General features: G+C 44.4%; 19 protein-coding genes. 7 read left to right on the plus strand and 12 right to left on the minus strand.

Features of this window, described 5'->3' with window-relative positions; translation table 11 throughout:
• Positions 1-149: 149 nt before the first annotated feature.
• On the minus strand, positions 150-1,184 hold the full coding sequence (locus AB4111_RS01345; RefSeq protein WP_442029809.1) for a ketopantoate reductase family protein: 1,035 nt from the start codon (positions 1,182-1,184) through the stop codon (positions 150-152).
• Between the two features lie 14 nt (positions 1,185-1,198).
• Complete coding sequence (locus tag AB4111_RS01350; protein WP_442029811.1) at positions 1,199-1,945, minus strand: acetoacetate decarboxylase; 747 nt, start codon at positions 1,943-1,945, stop codon at positions 1,199-1,201.
• Between the two features lie 156 nt (positions 1,946-2,101).
• Here AB4111_RS01350 and AB4111_RS01355 point away from each other — a divergent pair, with 156 nt between their 5' ends.
• Complete coding sequence (locus tag AB4111_RS01355; RefSeq protein ID WP_442029813.1) at positions 2,102-2,989, plus strand: LysR family transcriptional regulator; 888 nt, start codon at positions 2,102-2,104, stop codon at positions 2,987-2,989.
• A 94-nt stretch (positions 2,990-3,083) separates the two neighbouring features.
• Here the strand turns inward: AB4111_RS01355 and AB4111_RS01360 are convergent, their stop codons facing one another.
• Positions 3,084-4,490 (minus strand): family 4 glycosyl hydrolase, encoded by a 1,407-nt coding sequence (locus AB4111_RS01360; RefSeq protein WP_442029815.1) that lies wholly within the window; start codon positions 4,488-4,490, stop codon positions 3,084-3,086.
• 176 nt (positions 4,491-4,666) lie between these two features.
• On the opposite strand from AB4111_RS01360, the gene AB4111_RS01365 reads away from it, so the two are divergent.
• The gene (locus tag AB4111_RS01365) at positions 4,667-5,518 is read left to right on the plus strand and encodes an AraC family transcriptional regulator (RefSeq protein WP_442029817.1); all 852 of its coding nucleotides are present in this window, start codon (positions 4,667-4,669) and stop codon (positions 5,516-5,518) included.
• A gap of 98 nt (positions 5,519-5,616) precedes the next feature.
• On the opposite strand, the gene AB4111_RS01370 is transcribed toward AB4111_RS01365, so the two are convergent.
• From AB4111_RS01370 to AB4111_RS01390, 5 genes are all read right to left on the minus strand, one after another.
• Positions 5,617-6,744, minus strand: coding sequence for a phosphotransferase enzyme family protein (locus tag AB4111_RS01370; RefSeq protein ID WP_442029819.1), 1,128 nt, complete (start codon positions 6,742-6,744; stop codon positions 5,617-5,619).
• A gap of 171 nt (positions 6,745-6,915) precedes the next feature.
• On the minus strand, positions 6,916-8,382 hold the full coding sequence (locus AB4111_RS01375) for a glycoside hydrolase family 1 protein (protein ID WP_442029821.1): 1,467 nt from the start codon (positions 8,380-8,382) through the stop codon (positions 6,916-6,918).
• A 41-nt stretch (positions 8,383-8,423) separates the two neighbouring features.
• Positions 8,424-10,361, minus strand: coding sequence for a beta-glucoside-specific PTS transporter subunit IIABC (locus AB4111_RS01380; RefSeq protein WP_442029823.1), 1,938 nt, complete (start codon positions 10,359-10,361; stop codon positions 8,424-8,426).
• Positions 10,362-10,513: 152 nt separating this feature from the next.
• Complete coding sequence (gene licT / locus AB4111_RS01385; protein ID WP_442029825.1) at positions 10,514-11,362, minus strand: BglG family transcription antiterminator LicT; 849 nt, start codon at positions 11,360-11,362, stop codon at positions 10,514-10,516.
• 228 nt (positions 11,363-11,590) lie between these two features.
• Entirely contained in the window at positions 11,591-12,526 is a 936-nt protein-coding gene (locus AB4111_RS01390) for an ArsR/SmtB family transcription factor (protein ID WP_442029827.1), read from the minus strand.
• A 195-nt stretch (positions 12,527-12,721) separates the two neighbouring features.
• Here AB4111_RS01390 and arfA point away from each other — a divergent pair, with 195 nt between their 5' ends.
• Positions 12,722-14,245 (plus strand): arabinosylfuranosidase ArfA, encoded by a 1,524-nt coding sequence (gene arfA, locus AB4111_RS01395; protein WP_442029829.1) that lies wholly within the window; start codon positions 12,722-12,724, stop codon positions 14,243-14,245.
• Positions 14,246-14,626: 381 nt separating this feature from the next.
• Here arfA and AB4111_RS01400 read toward each other — a convergent pair whose 3' ends face one another.
• Together AB4111_RS01400 and AB4111_RS01405 are read right to left on the minus strand one after the other, a co-directional pair.
• Positions 14,627-15,205 carry a hypothetical protein gene (locus tag AB4111_RS01400; RefSeq protein WP_442029831.1) on the minus strand — a complete coding sequence of 193 codons (579 nt, stop codon included), beginning with the start codon at positions 15,203-15,205 and terminating at the stop codon, positions 14,627-14,629.
• A 141-nt stretch (positions 15,206-15,346) separates the two neighbouring features.
• Positions 15,347-16,261, minus strand: coding sequence for a DsbA family oxidoreductase (locus tag AB4111_RS01405; RefSeq protein WP_442029833.1), 915 nt, complete (start codon positions 16,259-16,261; stop codon positions 15,347-15,349).
• Between the two features lie 130 nt (positions 16,262-16,391).
• On the opposite strand from AB4111_RS01405, the gene AB4111_RS01410 reads away from it, so the two are divergent.
• The gene (locus AB4111_RS01410; RefSeq protein WP_442029835.1) at positions 16,392-16,739 is read left to right on the plus strand and encodes a winged helix-turn-helix transcriptional regulator; all 348 of its coding nucleotides are present in this window, start codon (positions 16,392-16,394) and stop codon (positions 16,737-16,739) included.
• 215 nt (positions 16,740-16,954) lie between these two features.
• Here the strand turns inward: AB4111_RS01410 and AB4111_RS01415 are convergent, their stop codons facing one another.
• On the minus strand, positions 16,955-17,413 hold the full coding sequence (locus AB4111_RS01415) for an NUDIX domain-containing protein (RefSeq protein ID WP_442029837.1): 459 nt from the start codon (positions 17,411-17,413) through the stop codon (positions 16,955-16,957).
• Between the two features lie 111 nt (positions 17,414-17,524).
• Positions 17,525-18,409 (minus strand): LysR family transcriptional regulator, encoded by an 885-nt coding sequence (locus tag AB4111_RS01420; protein WP_442029839.1) that lies wholly within the window; start codon positions 18,407-18,409, stop codon positions 17,525-17,527.
• Between the two features lie 125 nt (positions 18,410-18,534).
• Here AB4111_RS01420 and AB4111_RS01425 point away from each other — a divergent pair, with 125 nt between their 5' ends.
• The 3 genes from AB4111_RS01425 to AB4111_RS01435 all read left to right on the plus strand — a co-directional run bounded on the left by AB4111_RS01425 (position 18,535) and on the right by AB4111_RS01435 (position 22,314).
• A complete protein-coding gene (locus AB4111_RS01425; RefSeq protein ID WP_442029841.1) occupies positions 18,535-19,545 on the plus strand; it encodes an alpha/beta fold hydrolase in 1,011 nt (336 codons plus the stop codon).
• Between the two features lie 186 nt (positions 19,546-19,731).
• Positions 19,732-21,336: a hypothetical protein gene (locus tag AB4111_RS01430; RefSeq protein ID WP_442029843.1), complete on the plus strand. Its 1,605-nt coding sequence runs from the start codon at positions 19,732-19,734 to the stop codon at positions 21,334-21,336.
• 87 nt (positions 21,337-21,423) lie between these two features.
• On the plus strand, positions 21,424-22,314 hold the full coding sequence (locus AB4111_RS01435) for an ABC transporter permease (RefSeq protein WP_442029845.1): 891 nt from the start codon (positions 21,424-21,426) through the stop codon (positions 22,312-22,314).
• The last annotated feature ends 9 nt before the right edge of the window (positions 22,315-22,323 follow it).

Here is a 22,323-nt window from a genome sequence, read left to right on the forward strand (position 1 = left end):
CACAAGTCATAAATATGACGGAGGACACCCCTAATCAATGTGATTTTGTTGTAATGAATCTGACACACGCTATTCGCTTTCATTGGCCTTGTTCCGATATCTACCGAATCACAGAGACGTTATTCTCTTGATAGTGTAAACATATGAATTTATTTTTGTGTACTTAACAGTTCTTCAAAAGCTTTTATATTCGTGTCAAAATCAGGAACGGTTTGTGTTTCTTCAGCAGATTTAACCAGTTTTACAACTAAATCATTATAAGGTGTCGCAATTCCGGTACCTTCTGCCTTGCTTGAAACCACCCCGTTAATATAATCAATCTCTGTTTTGCGGTTCTTCTCCAGATCTTGAAGCATGCTTGCTTTAAGCAGTCTGGAGGGTTCCATCACGTAACGTAATGTTTTCACCCGTTCAGGGATATCTTCTTCGCTATTCAGTTCGAGTGAGGCGATATCAAATCCATTCATTTTAACCAATGTGACCCCATTGGCGCGAGCAACTTTAATCGTCTCGTCCGCAATATGAGCTGCACTCACAATGCCAGCTTCATGATCGATGATGTCCCCATATTCCCCATTCAATGCAGCGGACAAACCACTGAATGCATTGTTGATCAGCAATTTGGACCATTTGGTTCCAACCAGGTTATCGGAAATATGTGTTCCACCTACAAGGTCCAACACCGATTTCACGCGTTGAATTCGTTCGGTGATCTCACCATTCAATTCACCAATCTGAAAAGCATACTGCTTAAATTGAGTGTACTCTGTTGTGAGACTTGATACACCTGGTTTAATAAACGTAGCGCCAAACTCAACGGAGCCTGCAATGACGCGTTTTTCACCAACAATGGACGCGACTTTTTCTTCCGGAATCCCGTTCTGCAAGGAACACACCATACTGTCTTCTTTCAAGAATGGAAGTAATTCCTGAAGAATCGAATCGTTATAGAGTTGTTTGGTCAAAAGTAAAACGAGGTCATATTGTCCTGATTTCTGATCAGGCGTAATTGCTTTTACATTTGCCTGAAACTCCGTAGTACCCGTCACTTTAGCACCCGTTTGATTTAAAGCTTCTACATGTTCCTGATATGCATCAATTAACTCAACGTTCATTCCGCCATCCGCAAGGTATGCGCCTACGATGGTTCCCAAAGATCCTGCTCCTACAATTGCAATTCTCATTTTATATGTCCTCCTTATTTCTCTTCTAGGTAGTTGTATACAGGTTGTGCAGCGTTCAAAGTTAAGTTGGTAAGGATATGAGAAGCGGACACAACTTCCAACACAGGCAGGTCTGCCAGAGGTGCCAATGCGTGTTCGAACAGTTGGAGCCGGGCAGGTCCTGTCCAGGCCTCTTTCACTTCGATGTCCGTAATCTGAGTTCGGATCAGATCACATATTCTTAAATTTCCGGTATAGTCCGTAGCAATCTTAATCATAAAATTAGGTCGGCATATTTCGCGTTTGGCGAGCTCCTTCTCCATCTCCACATGTTTATATCCCATGGTTGCCGTGGCTACACGCAGCGTTCCATAATCAAGTGTGCCGACAAGTGTATCTGAATCGGTATACAACTTGGGCGCACCCAGCTTTTTCGGATAGGCGGTGAGTTCCCGACCACTTGCAATCGCGGGGAAATTGTCTACATACATCGAATGCACATAATCGCCTTCCTCCCCATTGAATTGCACAGGGATAACTTGTCCAGCTTCCGTATAGGCACCCAGTCCAGATACATCCGGCATCCACATCACTTCGAATTTAACCAAAGGTTCAGTAATTTCCAAAGGCTCTGGCACGGCTGCCCGCAACGCTTTTGCATCGGTTCGGTAAATAATGTTCAAGTATTCACGATTCACGAATTTGTACGGTGGCATTGGGTATGCCGGAGCCGTTAGGGGTGTATTCAGATTTTTAGCTATGTTATTCACATCGATTTTCATCAAAGACACCTACCTTATAAATTTAGTTAAGTTTTTGCAATTTCAAATTTGATCTATATCTTATAAAAAAATTCTACATCAATATTTAAATTTAATATAATACATAATAAGTACTATATATATTTATCAAAATAAATAAGGAGTGTGATTCATTCAATGGAATTACTTCAGCTCAAATACTTTCAGACCGTTGCCTACACTGAACACATCTCCAAGGCAGCTGCTCAATTGAATATTGCTCAACCTTCCTTAAGCTTGACGATTAAACGACTTGAAGATGAACTGGGTACGCCTTTATTTCACAGGAGAGGACGAAATATTCAATTAAATGCCTCAGGTGAAATTCTATTGAAGCACGTGAACCGAATTTTTATTGAAATTGAAAATGCAGAGATGGAGATTACAGCGGAGGAACAGCAAATATCCAATACGATCAGGATCTCGATTACGAATACACGATTCCTCACGGGTCTCATTAGTGACTATATCAACGCTTTTCCTGATACCAAGCTCCATCAAGGCATAGCGACGCGTGCTGAGATTATTACAGGTTTGAAGAAAGGTGAGTTGAATCTGGGCATTACGGGACATCCGATTCAGGATGAGGAGATCGAGAGTGTTGTGCTTGTCGAGGAGGATATTGTTCTGGTTGTGCCAACAAATCATCCATACGTCGGAGAGACAAGTATCTCATTAAGTGTTGTTGCAAATGAGCCCTTTATTTCCCTTGCAGATAATAAGGAGTACAGCCGGTTTACAACGATGCTCTGTGAAAAAGCAGGCTTCTCCCCCAACCTTGCATTTGAAGTCGATTCTCATACCCTGCTCGAAATTATCAAACTTAATCAGGGTGTTGCATTACTTCCTATCTCCGTATGTAGAACGCTTGGGTTAAGTTATGTAAAAATTGCTGATGAATCAGCGATCTATCCAATCAGCCTCTCCTGGGTCAAACAAAAATGGTTATCTGTTTCTGTTGGAGAATTTCGTGATTTTATTACTTCGTACTATGAAGACCATGCTGGCTTGTTCAAAGTGGAATAGAAAATCTTCTTAAATTACAAATGACAAATGTTAAAAACAAAGACCACGTTAATCCTTTTGAAGGAACGACGTGGTCTTCTATCGATATCTGTTCCTAGCTGTACTGTAGTCTATCCTTGTACCAAACGTCCGGAATCATCTGACGTTCCAGTTCCAACAATTCATTAATGATCTGGTCCGCGTCACGGATGGAACTTACGAGCGGGTCAGTGAGCATCGCTCTTCTCAACTTCTCGTAGCTCTGTTCCAGCACAGCTTCAACCGTAAGCTCATGCGTATCCAGTACAAGTTCTTGCATCCCTCTGATCCCACGCGGCATCTCGCCTACATGGAGTGGTTTCGCGCCATCCATATCTACATCGCATAGTAGTTCCAGGAAGGAATCTGCATTCATATTGGTTACAGCACCTTGATTGAGTGTATTGATAAAGAACTTCTTGCCCAAGTTCCCCACCATATTTTCAATGATATCGGTCGCATGATCCGGGCCAAATGTGTTCATATAGTCTGCAATCGGTATAGTACCTGCAAGAAAGTCATCCACCTGCTGCCACATCTCATCATGCCGCTGATACCTGTCCTCTGTCTCCCAGATTGATAACGGAGGAATCGTGTCCTTTGTCTTGCCAAGACCTTGCCAATATCGAACGTATTCCTTCGTATGCGCCGTGCAAGTGGGAATGATTCCGAAAATATCATACAGTTCGTAGGTAATGGCATCGTTAAAAAGAGCTTTGGCCCCCCGATCACCGCCGTTGTTCTCCTCACCTGCCATCTTGCGCATGGCTTCTGCGATCGTGGGCATCACATTTTTTCCTTCATACTCGGCTTTGAGCAGCCAAGTGAAATGATTGACTCCAGCGATGCGGAAATCGAATTTTTGGTCAATCTCTTCGGTGAACTGACTGTTGTCTTCAATGATGCCAGCTCTTACGGCGTAATAAGCTTTTTTATGCGGCATATGATGACTATCGCACAGCGCAAACGACTTAAGCTTCGGTGCATAGCGATGTAATGCGATGCCATGAACGGTTGACGGGTTAATATAGTTGATCACCCAGGCCTCCGGACACAGTTCCTCGATGTCCTTGGCACATTCCATAATCACCGGCAGTTCCCGCATCGCGCGAAAGATCCCGCCCGGCCCAATGGTATCACCGGAACACATGCGAATCCCATACTTTAGAGAGACTTGGCAGTCGATACCACGATATTTCACCGATTGCTCCGCAAAGCTGAGTACAACGAAGTCGGCTCCTGGAAGTACCTCTCTACGGTCGACCGATCCCTCAATCTTTAAGGATACGTTGTTCTCCCTCGCGACCATCTCCGCCAGAGTTACCATTTTTGAGAGCCGCTCCTCGTCTGTATCGACCAGTGCCAGCGTTCCCTGATTCAAATAAGGGGAGTGAACCATCTGCCAGATGGATTGACGACCGAAAAAAAGGCTTCCTGCCCCAATAACGACTACTTTTGGATGCTGTGTGCTTGCAACATTCATTAATTAGCCCTCCTTGTAACGATATAAGTTCATTATAGGTGAGTGGGCGGGAATCGGAATGTGTGATAGTTTTCAAAAGATGTCATATCGTACGATCGTTAACAAGGACTAATTCCTTTGGTATGATAGGGAAAAATGAAGGATGTCATAAAGTAGAGAGGAATCGGCTGAATTCGATGCATGCAGGAACTGTAAATATGAGTATAATCGACGAGCTCTCGGAGTATATCACGCTTCGCATGAGCTCTTATCTGGAACAGACGCATGACAGTCATTGGATTGAACGCAAGTCACATTCTGATTACGATCTGTGGTTCATTACAGCAGGATCTGTCAAGATTACCATCGATGGAATCGAACATATGGCGGCCCCGGGTGACGTCGTGTTTTTTTATCCGGATATGCCCTACACTGCTTCCACGACCGGAGAGCTTTGCCGATTCATATACATGCACTTTGATTTCAGCATCGCTGAGCAAAAACGGATTCTCGGCGAGTTTCAACTTCCTGGCATCGTACCTGGTAACCTGATTCAAGAGGAATCAACGCTGTTCACCTCGTCCTATCGAAGGTTCAAGCAGAGTAGCGGCGCTTCCGGAAGTCCACTTTACATGAAAGCCGCTCTACTTCTCGTCATCGCCAAAATTTTCGAATTACATGGGCAAGGCTCCTATCAAGGTGAATTCTTGAAAGACCGAAAACCGAGGAAAATTGAAGCAAGCCTGGAGGTTCTGCAGAACGTATTCCCATACGTGGATGCGAATCTGCATCGTGCCATCCGAGTGAATGAACTTGCTGTTATTGCTGGCGTATCTGAGAAATATTTTATTTCTTTGTTCAAAAAAATTCTCGGTATCACACCGGGGCAGTACATCAATCAAATCAAAATGAATCGGGCCAGAGACTATCTGTACGAGAAAAAATATACGATTCAGCAAATTGCCGGATTTCTGGGCTATCCCGACCCCTTCACGTTCTCCAAAGCATTCAAAAAATTCTACAATGTGCCTCCTTCCAAATTCGAATAGTAATCGTAGACCAACAAAAGAGGCAACCGGTCTAAGCCGGCTGCCTCTTCACTTGGTAAATGATTGGATATTCAGGGTTAGTTTACGTATAGGTCCCTTCAGCGTTCCTCATATTCAAAGGGAGCCTCTGTGGAATATATCTCATGGAAGAATCCTTTGTAGGGTATATCTTCTTCCAAACATTTAATCAGATATAACAGAACCTCGTCATCCTCTTCCGGCTCCTCCCCTTCGCGCTGCGTCACCTCAAAATGATCCACAATATTCTCCAGAAGGTTGACTTGAATAAAGAAAGGCAGCTTCTCCAGCATCGCATCAGAAACCTGGGTTTCTGATCTGTATCCGGCGAGCACGGTTTGGAAATAATCATCCATGAACTGTTTACGTTTGTCCGCTTCAGGTTCGAATTGAACCCAACCGACTCCGTTGATCCACATACCTGCGAGGTCAAACATGTACCAGCCATAACAGGAATTGTCGAAATCATATACCGTGATTTGTCCCGTATCAAAATCGATCGAATAATTCCCGTCATTATAATCGAAATGGATCATGCCAAATGTCTCCTGGCTCGACCCCAATTCTTTTACCGCTTGGAGAAGTTCCGCCATTCTGCTCCTGAGCAGAGAGAATGATTTAGGGACCAACCTCTCGATATACTCCGTGTTATATTTGTCCAAAAAATGATGCCTGCCATGAACAGGTTCATAGCTTTTGGATAGCTGATGCATTTTCCCCAGAACTTTTCCGCTATTATAGTAGTATTCCGTAAGTGGGACCCCTTCACGATACTGATAATAGTTCTCTACCAGCAACTTCCCCTTCGCCTTGTTAAACAGGCATACAAAGAACGTATGCTCACCATAAGTGATCTCTTCCAGCAGGTGGCCATTCTTGGAACTCACTACATTCGAAACGCTGGCTCCATGATCAAATAAATACCGGACATACTCCAGTTCAGCAATGTAATCTTCCCGCTTTCGGTCATGCAAAAAAGACACCCGTAGAATTAGCGATTCACGCCCCTCTTGCTCGCAAGTGTAAACGACATTACGTCCACCCTCATGGGGCGGAATAAGCTGAATGTTGTAATCCTCCAGATGAAACAGCTCGGATACCCGCGCCAGTACATGGGTATTGCTAATGTTAACAGCTTCGTTAAAATTAATAATAATCTCCTCCAGTAAACATTGTTTGGACGGTTTCCCGCACTGCAATGTCCACAAAAGGAATCTCTGTAATGCAAATATCCTTCTGTGAACCTAAAGCACAATCACCTTGTTAGACATTGAATCCACTCCTTTTGTTTGAATATCGCAATTCTACATAATTATTCCTAATTTTACTAGTGCAAAATAAAGACCGCCCATATGGGCGGCGTGTAAGAATTTTTATGATTACAGGGTTTCTCCGTTTGTTTCAATAACTTGTTTGTACCAGTAGAAAGAATCCTTGCGTGTTCTTTCCAATGAACCGTGTCCTGCATTGTCCTGATCCACGTAAATAAATCCGTAACGTTTACCCATCTCTGAGGTTGAACAGCTAATGATATCTATAGGTCCCCAGCTCGTGAATCCCATCAATTCTACACCGTCAGCGACAGCTTCTTTCATCTGCTCAATGTGGCTACGCAAGTAATTGATGCGATAAGGGTCATGCACTGTTCCATCCTCTTTCAGTGTGTCGGTAGCACCCAACCCGTTCTCAACGATGAAGAGCGGCATCCGGTAACGATCATACAATCGGTTCAGCGCGACGCGAAGACCAATTGGATCGATAGGCCATCCCCATTCGGTAGCTTTCAGATGAGGGTTTTTGATCTGACTTACCAGCATACCCGAGTTGCTGTTGTCATTCGGGTCATATTTTCCGATATACGTCATGTAATAACTGAAAGCAATAAAGTCCACGGTATTTTCCCGAATAATGGCATCGTCGTCAGGAGCTTTAACCAGTTCAATCCCGTTTTCCTCAAAATATCTTTGCATGTAGGATGGGTATTCGCCTCGTGCCTGAACCTCTGGGTAGAACAGGTTCATCTGATCTTCCTTCATCGTCTGCAATACATCTTCCGGTTTGCTAGAAGCAGCATACGTTTCCAGACGACAGATCATGCAGCCAATCTGAGCATTTGGCATCTTCTCTTTACCACTTTTGACAGCCAGTGAGCTTGCTACAAATTGATGGTGAGTTGCCTGATAGGCTACCTGCTCCGGTGTCCCCTTAATTTTATCTTCCAGAATGCCGCCACCAGTATACAGACTTGTAAGCATCATATTCATTTCATTAAATGTAATCCAGTATTTTACTTTATCTTTGTAACGGTCAAACAGCGTGTTGGCAAATTTCAGATACAGATCGATCATCTCGCGGCTTTCCCAGCCGTTGTATTTACGGGTTAATTCTACGGGCATTTCGTAGTGTGAGATCGTTACGAGCGGTTCAATCCCGTATTTCAGCAGCTCGTCCAGTACGTTGTCATAGAATGCCAGACCAGCTTCATTAGGAACTTCCTCCTCTCCTGTCGGGAAGATACGTGTCCACGCGATGGAAAGTCGGAATACCTTGAATCCCATCTCTGCAAACAATGCGATGTCTTCTTGATAGCGATGATAGAAATCCACGCCATTCCGTTTGGGGAAATAAACGTCGGTGTTACCACTTAGATATTGTTCCAGTTGAACGGAATCCACGTCAAAAGTGAAATCTTTGCCGTTGCGTTCTTCATGAGGAATATAAGGTGCCATGTCTGAAGTAGATAGACCTTTGCCGTCCGCGTCAAATGCACCTTCGAGCTGATTGGCCGCGGTAGCTCCGCCCCATAAGAATCCTTCAGGAAATGAGTGTTTAATTGTTTTTGTCATGTTGTTTCTCTCCTTTTTTGTATGTGATATTCATGAAGCTGTTAGCGAACAGTGAGGAGAAGCAATTCATTCATTGGAATCACCCCCTTCACTTGAACCGGAACCACGTCAAGGTAATCCGGCGTATTGGTTACGATGACCGGTGTGAGCAGATTAACCCCAGCATCCCGAATGCCATCCATGTCGAACGACAATAGCAGATCACCCTTCTTTACCTCTTGTCCGGCAGTAACCTTCACGTCAAAAAATTTCCCTTTGAGCGATACACTGTTCATTCCAACGTGAATAAGAATTTCAATCCCATTTGTTGATGTTAACATTACGGCATGTTTGCTTTTGGCAACCAGGGTGACGATCCCGTCAAATGGGGCTGTTACGCGTCCTTCCTGCGGAAGAATGGCAATACCTTTCCCGGTCAGCTCCTCAGCAAAAGTTTTGTCCGGTAGTGCTGAGAGGGGCACGACTTCGCCAGTGAGCGGGCTGAATACTTCGCCTTTCTTCTCTTCAATGGAATGCACGGTTACAGCGCTTACCTCGTCATCCGTCAAAACAGTTGTTGTGGCTTGTTGCGGTTGGGATGGATGCTGGGAGGAACCGGATACCGCAGTATGCTGTGTATTCGGCTCATCCCACTTGAGCAACAACGTCAGTATGAAGGAAACAGTAAAGCTGATGCCGATGCCAATTAGGGCGTACCAGAAGTTAGCCATGCCTCCCTCCGGGCCGATGTATAACGGGAGGGCCAGCAGTCCCGGAACGGCAAAGCCAAAGCACTTCAGACCGACTGCAGTAATAAAACCGCCACCAGCTGCCCCACCGATTAGTGAAGCATAGAATGGTTTTTTCAACTTCAGTGTTACCCCGTACAGTGCTGGCTCCGTGATGCCGAGCAAGGCGGATATGCCACTGGATAAGGCTATGGATTTCATGGACTTGTCTTTCGTTTTGAGAAACACGGCTGCAACGGCACCCGCCTGACTCATATTGGTCACAAGGTTGATCGGCAGCAAAAGCACGTCATATCCGAGTTTGCTCAAGTTCTGCAAGGTACCCGGGAAGAACGCGTAGTGCATGCCTGTCATGACGATCAATGGCATTAATCCGCCAAGAACAATACCGGTTAATGGGCCTGAATGAGCAAAAAGCCAGGATGTGCCCATTTCCAGATAGATGCCGATGTAATTCCCGAGTGGCCCAATGGCAATGAGCAGAATTGGAACCGTGATGACCAATACAATCATCGAGGTGAATATCACCTTGACCGGGCCAGGAATGAATCGGTCTACCCAGCGATGGATGTAACTCAGAAGCCACACACCCAGAATGATTGGAATGACGGACTGCGTATAATTCACAATCGAGACGGGCAGTGATAGAAAACGTATCGGCTCCAGCTGATTTTCCAGATATGCATTCAAAATGGTTGGATACAACAACGTACCTGCAAGGGTCAGAGCAATGTATTCATTGACTTTGAACTTGCGAGCAGACGAGACAGCAAGCAGAAAAGGTAAAAAATAAAAGGCTGCATTCGCTACAGATGACAGAATCTGATACTCTCCACTTGTCTCCTGGATCACTCCGAGTGTAACAAGCAAAGCCAGAATACCCTTCAGCATACCGGTGCCTATGATGGCAGGCAGGATGGGAGTAAAGATACCTGAGATTGTATCCAGTACAGCATTAATGCCTTTGAAACGCGGACCACCTGCCTCAGGCTGCGATTTGCCCTCCTGTTTCAGCTGATCATCAATTTCTTCATACACTGCCGCGACCTTATTTCCGATGACGACTTGAAACTGATCACTCTGAAACTGGGCACCGAGCACACCGTCCAGCGCTCTGATCTGTTCGAGCTGAACGTTATTCTCCTCACGAACATTGAAGCGAAGACGTGTGATGCAATGCCAGGCTTGCGTTATGTTCCCTTGCCCTCCTGTTAAGTGAATGATTTTTTTCGACAACTCCCGATGATTCATGCTGCTTCCTCCTTTTTTGGGCGAAAAAAAACCAAATGTCAAACCGGCCCGCCGCAGGTAGCGGAGTCGGAAACATTTGGTGGTGCCTGATCGAATCAGTAACACTCCATATTCATAATCATGTGGTATAACTTAAGCTGGTTGTATTGAGATCACCCCGTGTCGGAACGAGATGTTACTCTCTCGATGTGAATCATGAGGTATACCATCTCATCGGGAGTAATCGCGAATCCGCGCTGCTGCTCCATCGCTTTTTTTATCTTAAGTGCACATTGGAAGCTGGACGGGTATCGTTCCGACAATACATCATACAGAAACTGCTGATCTTTGAAAGAGAGCACTTCCCTGTTCAATTGTCGAACGATGAAGTATCTGAGATGGGTAACGAATCGGGAAAAATCAGTGGTTTCCTGATCCAGTGCCATTCCAAAATGATCTGTCATGATACCCAGAATGTCATTAATCATTTGGGTTATTTTGATCGTTTGATTCATGCTGCCGGAATCAAACTGCGAATTCACAAAATGAAGAGCGATGGAGCTTGCCTCTGCCGATGGCAAACATACCTCAAAAGCTTCATTAATTCGTTCGACGGCGTATTCTCCGATACGATATTCCTCAGGATACAGGTGACGGATATCCCAGTGAAGCGGATTCTGCATGTCCACACCGCTTTTGTAACGATCCAGCGCAAAATGGATGTGATCAGCCAGGGTGAGCAGGATGGAATCGTTCAACTTTTTACCGATTTGGGACTGACCTTCTTCAATGATTTGATCGGTAACGTTGATGACTTGCAGCGGTATATCATTAAAAAATTGCTCCACTCGCTGGTATTTGTCATTCAAACCAATTCGAAAAGTTTTTTGAATTTGTTCCCTTGCAATAGGTTGCCCTTTTACTTTTTTGAAGCCAACCCCGGTCCCGATCACAATGACTTCGCAGCCTTCGGCATCTTCTGCCAGAGCGATGTTGTTGTTTAACGATTTTTTGAACCTCATGATGTTCTCACCCCCAATATGCAAAAAGCACCACCATGGTCCAGAGCACAAGTCAAACAAACTTGTGAAATCCAGACTGTGGTGGTGCCTGATCGAATCAGTGACACTCCTTATTTAGCTGTATCTTATACCACCCATGTAATCGTTGTCAATACCAATACTATGGAATTCACATGCATTTCGTCTATGTGTGCGTTGTCTTATTAAATTGACATAAAAGAAGGGATTTTATACATCAATAGGCGTAGATTCCCTTGCATCCTCGTAATAGTACCGAATTAAAATGTCCTGATCGTAGTTGCCAAATCCGTTGCCAAACAGGGTAAGTCCACCACGCCCGGGCACCCCTTCTTCCGGCCTTAATCCAAACGTCCAGTAGGTCGATGAATCGAGTTGCAGATCATGGATACGCACATCCGAGATACGCTGGCCATCCATAAACGTCCCTTCTCCGTTAATGCGCAGCACCTTCAGCACACCATACTGGTTAACGTCCAATTTCCACCACAGCGGTGTATGCTTGCCTTTCCGATCCCCAAAGTCCCCGGGGCTTGTCCATGTTCCCAGGTGTTTTCCATTAAGGGAGAAACGGATGTCGGAGGGCCAGTTTTCATTAACTTGAGGTGCTTCCGAACTGAGTTCGAGTGAAATCTCAATCTCCTGGAGATGCTGTTCTGTATTCAGATAATTAGGGACTTTATATTCCAAAAATCCGCGTGCGAACCAGAGTATACCCGCATTAACCCGATCTGGGTCCATAAAGCAGGCCGGTGTATCATATTGCCCAATCATCTGCGTTGTTGTTGCAATGCCACAGGTGGGCCAGGCTTCGTAATCCGTGTAATGACCAACTGGAATAGAGACTTCATGGTAAGGAGCATCAACGGGTGCAGGTGAGAGATTGATCGTCATAAATTCTTGCAGAATAAAGCAGTATTTATACGTTCCACCATTCTCCCGCTTCATGCGGCTGCCTACAATCCCGGCCTTTTGCAGCTTGCTCACATGGGTACTCACGATGGCCTTGCTCAGATACAACTCTTTGGCGAGCGCATTAATGTGCATTTCCCTGTTTTGCAATAATAAGCGAACGATATTTAGACGGGCCTCGCTTGCGAGGGCCTCGTAAATGATCAAGGACGAGGCATCCGTACCAAGCATCATGAACTTCACTTCCCTATCTCTTTAGATTTCTATATATTATCGATTTAGGATTCGTTATTTAGCGAACCCTGTAAAATAAACTTGCTCATTATAATAGCATTATGATACACATTAGATAACAAATCAATGAGTTGATTTTGCTTTTATGCGAACTGAACGTGAAATAAAGTCTCTTACTCACCTAAAATTAATAATATGGAGGTTTTCCCATTGCTTACATCCAAAATGCTTATCGATAAAGACTTTCAAATTGCTGAAGTAGATCCGCGTGTCTATGGTTCATTTATAGAACATCTGGGACGGGCCGTATATGGCGGTATTTATGATCCAGGTCATCCTACTGCGGATGCTCAAGGTTTCCGACAGGACGCCATTGAAGCGATCAAAGCGCTGAACGTCCCCATCGTTCGTTACCCAGGTGGTAATTTCGTATCCGGTTACAACTGGGAAGACGGTGTGGGCCCGGTAACCGAACGCAAACGCAGACTTGAACTCGCTTGGTGGACGATTGAAACGAATGCGGTAGGTACGAATGAATTTGCAGATTGGGCCAAACTGGTTGGAACCGAAGTGATGATGGCTGTAAATCTGGGTACTCGCGGCATTGATGCGGCCAGAAACCTGATTGAATACTGCAACCACCCATCCGGCACATACTGGAGTGATCTGCGTATCTCTCACGGTTACAAGGACCCGCATAAATTCAAAACCTGGTGTCTTGGCAACGAAATGGACGGCCCTTGGCAGATTGGTGCAATGACTGCATACGAATATGGCCGTATTGCCAATGAGACCGCCAAAGCGATGAAATGGGTAGACCCGGATATTGAGCTTGTGGCCTGCGGCAGTTCCAGCCGTGACATGAAGACATTTGCAGATTGGGAAGCAACTGTACTCGATCTCACCTATGAAAATGTAGACTACTTGTCCCTGCATCAGTATTACAATAACAACAAAGACAACACATATGACTTCCTGGCGACATCGCTGGATTTGGATCAATTTATTGATAGTGTGGCTTCGATCTGTGATTTTGTACAAGCCAAAAAACGCAGCAAAAAGAAATTGATGCTGTCCTTGGATGAATGGAATGTCTGGAAATCCATTGGCACAAGCCGTATGGAAGAACGCTGGCAGATTGCTCCTCCTGAATTTGAAGATATATACACGCATGAAGATGCACTAGCCGTGGGTTGTTACCTGATTACCATTCTCAAGCACGCCGACCGTGTAAAAATGGCTTGCCTTGCTCAGTTGATTAACACCATTGCACCAATCATGACGGAAAATAACGGAGCAATCTGGTTCCAGACGACGTATTTCCCGTTCATGCATGCATCCAACTTTGGTCGTGGTACAGTGTTGAGATCCATCACAACTTCACCTAAATATGATTCCAAAGACTTTACAGATGTACCTTATCTCGAAGCGATCAGTGTGCATGATGAAGAGAATGGCACGATCACGATCTTCGCGGTGAACAGACATCTGGATGAGCAACTGGAACTGAATGTGGATCTGCGTTCCTTCGGAGAAACCACATTTGTGGAGCATATCGTATTGGAGAACAATGACTTAAAAGCCACCAATACCAAAGAAAACCCACGTAACGTCCTTCCTCACAACGGCGGGCACACAACCGTAGATCAAGGTAAAGTGCAAGCTGTACTGAACAAAGCGTCGTGGAACGTCATTCGTCTTAAAACCAAACAGGCTTAATCAGAGCGGAATAACGTTTGATCCTCTTCTGCAAGATCAGCATTGTTTTTCGCCCCGCGTGCAGCTCCCTGCGCGCGGGGCGTCTTGCTGTATTTTAGGACACAACTTTGACAGTTCGCATATGTAACTAGTTTTACACACCCCGTACAGAGAAATTGTATGGGTGTATTTGTGTATTTAGGTGTATTTGTATTCTCTTCGTTTCTTTCTCGTATGCAGCATAAGCAAATAAGCCACCCTCCGCTTCAAATACGGAGAGCAGCTTGCAGTGAAGCATCGAATGGATAATATATGGGGCACATCACCCAGCACAGGAATAGTGCTTCGTTAATAAGTACAACGAAGGTCATGTTTTATTTTACCGCATTGTTGTTTACGGTGTTATCCCTCTTGGACTTCCGCTTCAGCTTCAGCCTGAGCTGCTTGGCTTGCTGGAGTCATCAGCCCTTGAACTGCCCCCATAAATGGCTGAATCTGCTTAATCATGCCATACCCCATTTTGACTACAGGTGTAAACCGCTGGATCATGCCAAACAACCGCATACCACCGCCTAACATACCTCCAATCGAGCCTGCACCACCAAGTCCGCCAAAGCCACCACCTAACAATGAACCTAACATAGGCATGAAAGATGATACCTGAGCTTGCCGGGACGTTGAACGAGACATCGAACGGGATCGTACCTGCGACTTACGAGTGCTGTTCGTCCGTTTACGGTTTCGTGAGGATACTGTTTTTCTTGTAGCCTCTGCTTTAGCTTTGGTTTTGCGAGTACTGCCTTCAGATGAGGGTGCTGTGACTGCGGCCTGAGTTAGCTTTCCGCCCCCGGTAATCACTACGCCTGCGTGGTTGACACCAGAGATGTAGCCAACGTACGTTTCGCCATTATGAAGAGTCACGTAGACTGGACGATCTTTGAGCCGTTTTGCCTTGACGTGTATTTCATTGGTCTTAACCATGGAATTCACCTCACTTGACTTGATCTACTTTAGTCTACGCAATGGGTGGACGACTTGCCTGTGCGAATAACACATCCGTGTGCCGAAGCAGGAAGATTCTATTATGGATAAATGTGCTACTACAGATTTCTTGTTTTTTCCTCAGATCTGCTCAATATACATCTCATTCAACATATAACCGATACGATATGTGTGATCTGCCAATTCAGATTTCACATATGATGCAATGTCACTCTTTTCGATATTGTACATGACCTCCATTTCTTTAGAAAAAAGAAGGTGTCCCTCATTAATTTTCTGCTGCAACGAGGGTATCTGTTTTGGTTTCAGATCAACACCCAACACCTGCTGAAGTGCTTGCACATATGTTTCAAGAGAACGTGCTCCGACAATTTTCATCCCTTGGTTCTCTTCATTTACAATGATAATGGATGGGAAACCTCTAACTCCCAAACTAGCAACACGCTCAAAGTCTTCCTCTAATAAATCTTGTGCAGATTGCTGTGCAGCCGCCTCAACCACTTCTTTTCCATTCAAACCCAGTTGATTGACGATATCCGTCAGCACATCATCTTCTCCAATATTTTGATTAAATGCAAACACGGCTTCACGCGCACGTCTTAAAAATTCATGCTCTTTACCAGGGTGTGTACTCTGAATGACCTTAAATACGCGAGATGGCGGATAGGAAGAAAGTATTGGATTATCGTGCCATAAGGAACCATCGATGGGCATACGTGAATGTTCACCCACTTCCCTCCAATGCCCTGCAACGTCCGAAGGCTTCTGAATTCCGTTAGCGCCATCCGAGAAACCATTCCAGTTAGCCAGTAGCCCACCCATTTTGATTTGCAACGTAAAATAATGACCGTATTCCTCAACCAACCGATGAAGCACCGGCTCTAGCGCCCAGCAGTGAGAGCAAATCGGATCTGTTGCGTAATAAATGGTTACCCTTTTCTCAACGTGATTCAGATTAATTTCTTGCATAGCCTCTTCTTCGCTCACACCACATATGCCTGTTTCCAGATCACACATCATAGATTCATTACTCACATTTATCCCGCCTTTATCTTTATGAATTGATTTCATTGTGTTAGTTTAATTATATTGTCTACAATCTTTTGAACAAGTACGATTCTTTTTCTGACTTAGTATCAAAAAGTATACTATTGGAGGGTATCAAGTGAAATACGAGTTTAATTTCGATCAGTTATGTCCAGCGACTTATGCATTTCAGGTCATTGGAGGCAAGTGGAATCTTCCGATCCTGGCGATCCTCAGTGAAAATGACTGTATGCGTTACAATGAATTAAAAAGAAGATTGCCTGGTATTACCGGAACGATGCTAACGAATTGTTTGAAGGATTTGATTCATTCCGGCATCGTGCATCGGGAGCAATATAACGAGGTACCACCGAGAGTGGAATATTCGCTCACCGAATCGGGCAAGGAATTGGTTCCTTTAATTGAATCCATGGTCATGTGGGGTCAGAAACATATGACACCAGGTGTGAAAGAACAAGATATATAACACCTCGCCTTGGCTGGCCTAGCCTTATGTAACCTCTTGGTCTAGATGGTCATATTTGAATCGATCAGTACACTTTGCTTAACGGCAAAAAAGGCTATTTCACTGGACCATCACGTCCTTTGAATAGCCTTTCCTTATGTAAATACAAGACTGCCGCTTGTTTATGAATCACTTCATATTCATTCTCGGCTTCAATGTGTTAGACACAACTAACCTTACAGTTCCTCATCTTCCTCATTTCCTAAATACATAACCGTTGGTTCTCCCCCAACCAATCTAAGAATCTGCTTTCGTAATTTTGAAGGAAATAAAGGTAGTTCGTTTATATTTTTAATTTCAAGCCATTTATATTCCACTTGATTTTCGTCACTCGGCAGAATAGAACTATCTTGGTCCATCAAACCTATGTACTCGCACAAAAAAACAAAATCTACACGATGAAGAGCTTCACCGTATACACCTTCAATAACGAATTCCAATGATAACGGTTCTACCTCTACTCCGATTTCTTCACCGACTTCACGCTTCACAGCATCGGTCAATGTCTCACCTGCATTCTGGCTCCCGCCCGGCAGGATATAGATCACTTCATCATGATCATCCTGCTTCATTGCAAGCATCCTTCCATCTTTGATGATCAATGCTTTTGCAGAATTTCGAATCTTTCTTTCCATTTTTAATCCCCCATATATGTCTGTATCAAGTTGTTAAAGGTTGATTCTATTTAACTTTACGATCTCCATGAAGAGTATTTTAACATATACATCTAAACAAATTCTGAACAATCATTTCAACTCACTCTTAGCGACTTGGATGAAAGCAGCGATGGATGGAGAAATCCATTTTTCTCGATGCCAGAGCATTTGCGCAGAAAAAGATACATCTGATAAATCCCACGGCAGAGCAACCACTTCCCCATCGCTCAACTCTTTCTTCAAAGCCATTTCAGGTAATAAAGCGATCCCTAGACCAGCCACAACACATTGTTTAATGGCTTCTACACTATGAAACTCCAGCTCTGTCAGAACATCTGCACCTTTCTTCGTTATGGATTGATCAAAATAAGTGCGATACGAACAGTTCTTTTCGGTCAGCAAAAAATGCTGTTTGTGGAAGTCATCAATGACCAACGCGGAACGCGATGCTAACATATGATCGGGAGAAACCACCATTTGAAAGGTCTCATCCTTTAAAAACTCTGAATGAAGGTCTTTGGAATCCATAGGCTCATCCAATACAAAAACGACATCGGCATACCCTTCTCTCAGACTCGATTTAAGCTCTTGCCCAGACAAGGGCCGAAACAATAACCGCACACCAGGATAATCCGCTCGGAAGCGTTTGAACAAGGCTGGAAGAAGATATGCACACAGCACTTCATCTGCTCCGATCACAACCGTCCCCGCCAATTCTCCGTGCTGACTGGATATGCACTTTGCTTCCTCTACATCGTTTAAGATTTTAGTGGCGTACGGCAAGAATTGTTGCCCAGCATCGGTTAATACAACCTTTTTACCTAATCGATCCAACAATTTCACGCCCAACTCTTCTTCCAGAGATTTGATTTGCATGGTTATGGTAGACGGGACATAACTCAATAATTCAGCAGTTTGACTAAAGCTGCAAGTCGATGCAAGTGTCCAAAAGGTTTTTAACTGGCGTATTTCCATGAATCAGGCACCTCCTTTGTTCAAAATAAATGAATGTTATATTCAATAACGTTTCGTTGAATTGATGATAGACGTATTGTAGAGTGAAATCAAGTTATTACTACTTTTATAAGGAGAATCAATCTATGAACGATTATGAAACATATAACCTTGGAGATACATTACTTCAATCGGGACAACAGCTCCCTCAAGCCTTTATCGCTTACAAGACCTATGGAAACCTAAATTCGGCAAAAGACAATGTTATTGTCGTCCCAACATGGTTTGCTGGACTTCACACTGATAATGAATGGTTAATCGGAGCGGACAGGGCGCTTGACCCCAGTCGGTATTTTATCATTGTGCCTAATATGTTAGGTAACGGATTATCGTCCTCTCCCAGCAATACTCCTGCCCCATTTGATAGAGAGAACTTTCCTCTCATCTCCATGTACGACAACGTGCGTGCCCAACATCAACTTATCACTCAAAAATTTGGTATCTCCAATATCAAACTTGTTGTGGGCTGGTCTTTGGGTGCTATGCAGGTTTTTCAATGGGGAACGAGTTATCCCGATATGGTCGAACGGATCGCCCCATTTGGCGGGACAGCAAAAAGTAGACCCCATACACAGTTGGTATTCGAAGCAATGATCGCGGCGTTACAGGCAGATTCCAATTTTAAAAATGGCCAATATGAGCGCCCTCCGGTTGCTGGTCTCGCTGCAATGGGGAGAGTTTATGCTCCATGGGGTTTTTCGCAGGCGTACTATTTGGAGAAATTGTATCAATCCGAAGGTTACGATTCTTTGAAATCTTATGTAGAAGATTACTGGGACAAGGTGTTTCTATCCTTTGATGCTAACGACTTAATCACCATGCTTCGTACAGGAATATATGGAGACATTAGTGATAATCCCGTAGATGACGGCAACTTCGAACAGGCTTTAAGCAAGATCACTGCTCCTGCACTCGTTATGCCAGGGTCCAGTGACTTGTTTTTCACTCCAGAAGACAGTGCGTATGATGTTCAACATATGCCGAATGCTGTTTTTCAGCCCATCAAGTCCAAGTGGGGACACTGCTTCGGGATTGGAGCTAACGAAGTGGATTCACTCGTTATCGATCGTCATCTAAAGCAATTTTTGGAGACATGAGTAAAAAAAGAAGGCGTATAAAGTAAAAAAAGTGCACAAAGCTTATTAAGCTTTTCTTCGCTACGACTCAAAAGTAAAAAAACGTATGGGTCCTGGTCAATAACCTTTATATCCCCTTTCCCCTTTCTCGTTTAGAATATTTTCAAGAAAGCGTTATTGAAATAGGACTGATAAGGGGGAAAAGAAATGAACAAGAAAACGAAAGCTTTACTCTTGTCTGTGTGCATGTCAACCTTATTACTCGCTGCCTGTAGCAGTGGAAGCGGTGCCGAGAAAGATCCAACTATGGACCCGGATTCCAACGAGGCTGGAACGACAACCATTCACACCGTAACATCAGAATACTCTTCTGCCAAATATCCAAAGGGCGAAGATATCACTAACAATGTGTGGATTAAGCGATACAAAGAGAAGTTCAATATCGATGTGAAAACAGACTGGGTCAGCGATGAATACGATACCAAATTGAATTTGGCTATTGCATCAAACGATCTTCCTGACGTATTCAGAGTTAATCCATCACAACTGAGACAGTTGGTCGAAGCAGATATGGTCATGGACCTCTCCGAAGTATTTGATCAACACGCTTCGGATCGACTCAAAGGTTATATGGAAGCCGATGCAGACAGTTACGAGTCCGGAAAAAAGGATGGTAAGCTGTATGGCATACCGCAGATGCACTGGGGATTAATTGAACAACCAGACTTCATCTGGATTCGGAACGACTGGAAAGAAGAATTAGGGCTCCAGGACCCGAAATCTGTGGAAGACATCAAGAATATCGCACTGAAATTCATGGAAAAGCATGGCGGTTATGGCATAGCAGTAGACCAATCGTTGGATTACCTCAACCTGCTCGCTATCGCATGGAATGCTCATCCGGATATGTGGATGGAGGATAACAGTGGACAACTCGTGTATGGCTCCGTGCAGCCTGAGATGAAGAATGCACTGGCTGAGTGGTCAGAATGGTACAAGCGAGGCATCATTGATCCGGAATTTGCAATCAAAGACTTCAACGCGATGAACGCGGACATTGTCGCCGGCAAAGTGGGAATTCAACCTTATTACCAATGGTGGGGTTATAATCCAGGTGTCGATACGGTATCCAACTTGGGTAAAGACGCTATCTTCTATCCTTATATCATTCCTACCGTCGATGGGAAGGAAGCCAAACAATCCATCTTTTTCGCCAACAACAATTATATTGTCATGAAGAAGGGATTCAAGAACCCCGAGAAAGTGATCCAGATTTTGAACGACTATGCTTATATCGTGGATGAAGGCAATGGCAAGGAATCTACAGAAACGCTATCTGCCCTACTGGATAACGATATTGCCCATGTTGTCGGTGCATTCCGTGTACTGAATCCGAATTCGGATTACGAGCAATTTGAGGCGGTGTCGGCTGCCCTTGAATCCAAGGATACCAGTGGACTTACGACTTCGGGTATGTGGCAGAAATATAATAACAGTGTTGAATTCATGGAGAACGCAACCCCAGGAGCAGTCGGTGATTATTTGCAACAAGGTGCTCCCAAAAATGCGTATGGACTTGCCAAAAAAGTACTCGACAGCGAAAACTATACGAAGACAGCCTTATGGGGTGTTACACCAGAGATTCTGTCAAGCTATGGAACAACCTTGGATGATATCCTGACGGAGGGCTTCACCAAGATCATTATGGGTAGCGAAAGTATCGATTATTTCGATGTGATTGTCCAGAATTGGCGTGCAGCCGGAGGCGATGATGCAACCCAGGCAGTCAATGAGGCATACGGGGCAAAATAATCTCGTTCATAAAGAGGGGATGAGGGTGATCTCACCCCTCTATTTGGTAGCGATTACATTTCCCGCACGATGAACGGAGGAATATGAATGTTGAGAAAATGGAAGCAGCAGAGTCCTTACCATCTCATGTTGATCCCAAGCCTGGTCTTGGTCTTCATCTTTAGTTACATTCCTTTCTACGGACTTATTATCGCGTTTCAGAAATACAATCCGGGACTCGGCTTCAACTCGCCATGGGTGGGATGGGATAATTTTACGCACGTATTTAATCAGCCGAACTTCGTAAGAACCATCTGGAATACACTGTACATGTCTGTCTTCAAGATTATCGGTGGGATAATCGTGCCCGTTATTTTCGCATTACTCCTTAACGAGGTACTGCACAGTGGAATCAAACGTACATTTCAAACACTTGTCTACATTCCGAACTTCCTCTCTTGGGTCATTATGGCCGGCATCATGCTGGATATCCTTAGCTCCGACGGCATTATCAATACGTTTTTAAGTATATTCGGGATTGCACCGATCTCCTTTCTTGGCACACCCTCTATATTTCCCTGGACGATGATTGTGAGTGACATATGGAAAGGCTTCGGGTTTGGCACGGTTGTTTATTTGGCAGCCCTGACCAGTATTGATCCAGGACTCTACGAGGCCGCAGTAATTGACGGCGCCAAACGCTGGAAGCAAACCATCTATATTACTTTGCCTCTCCTCATGCCAACGATCGTCTTAATGACTGTACTGTCGCTAGGAAATGTACTGAATGCAGGCTTTGACCAGATCTATAATCTCTACTCCCCTGTTGTCTATCAGACTGGTGATATTATTGATACCTATGTATATCGGTTGGGAATTCAACAGGCACAGTATTCGATTGGTACCGCTGTCGGGTTATTCAAATCCATCATTTCCAGTATTCTCGTTGCTGTCTCGTACATTCTGGCTTACAGAGTGGCTGGTTATCGTATCTTCTAAGAAGGGGGA

Source organism: Paenibacillus sp. 2KB_22 (genome assembly GCF_052115745.1).
Classification (GTDB): Bacteria; Bacillota; Bacilli; order Paenibacillales; family Paenibacillaceae; genus Paenibacillus.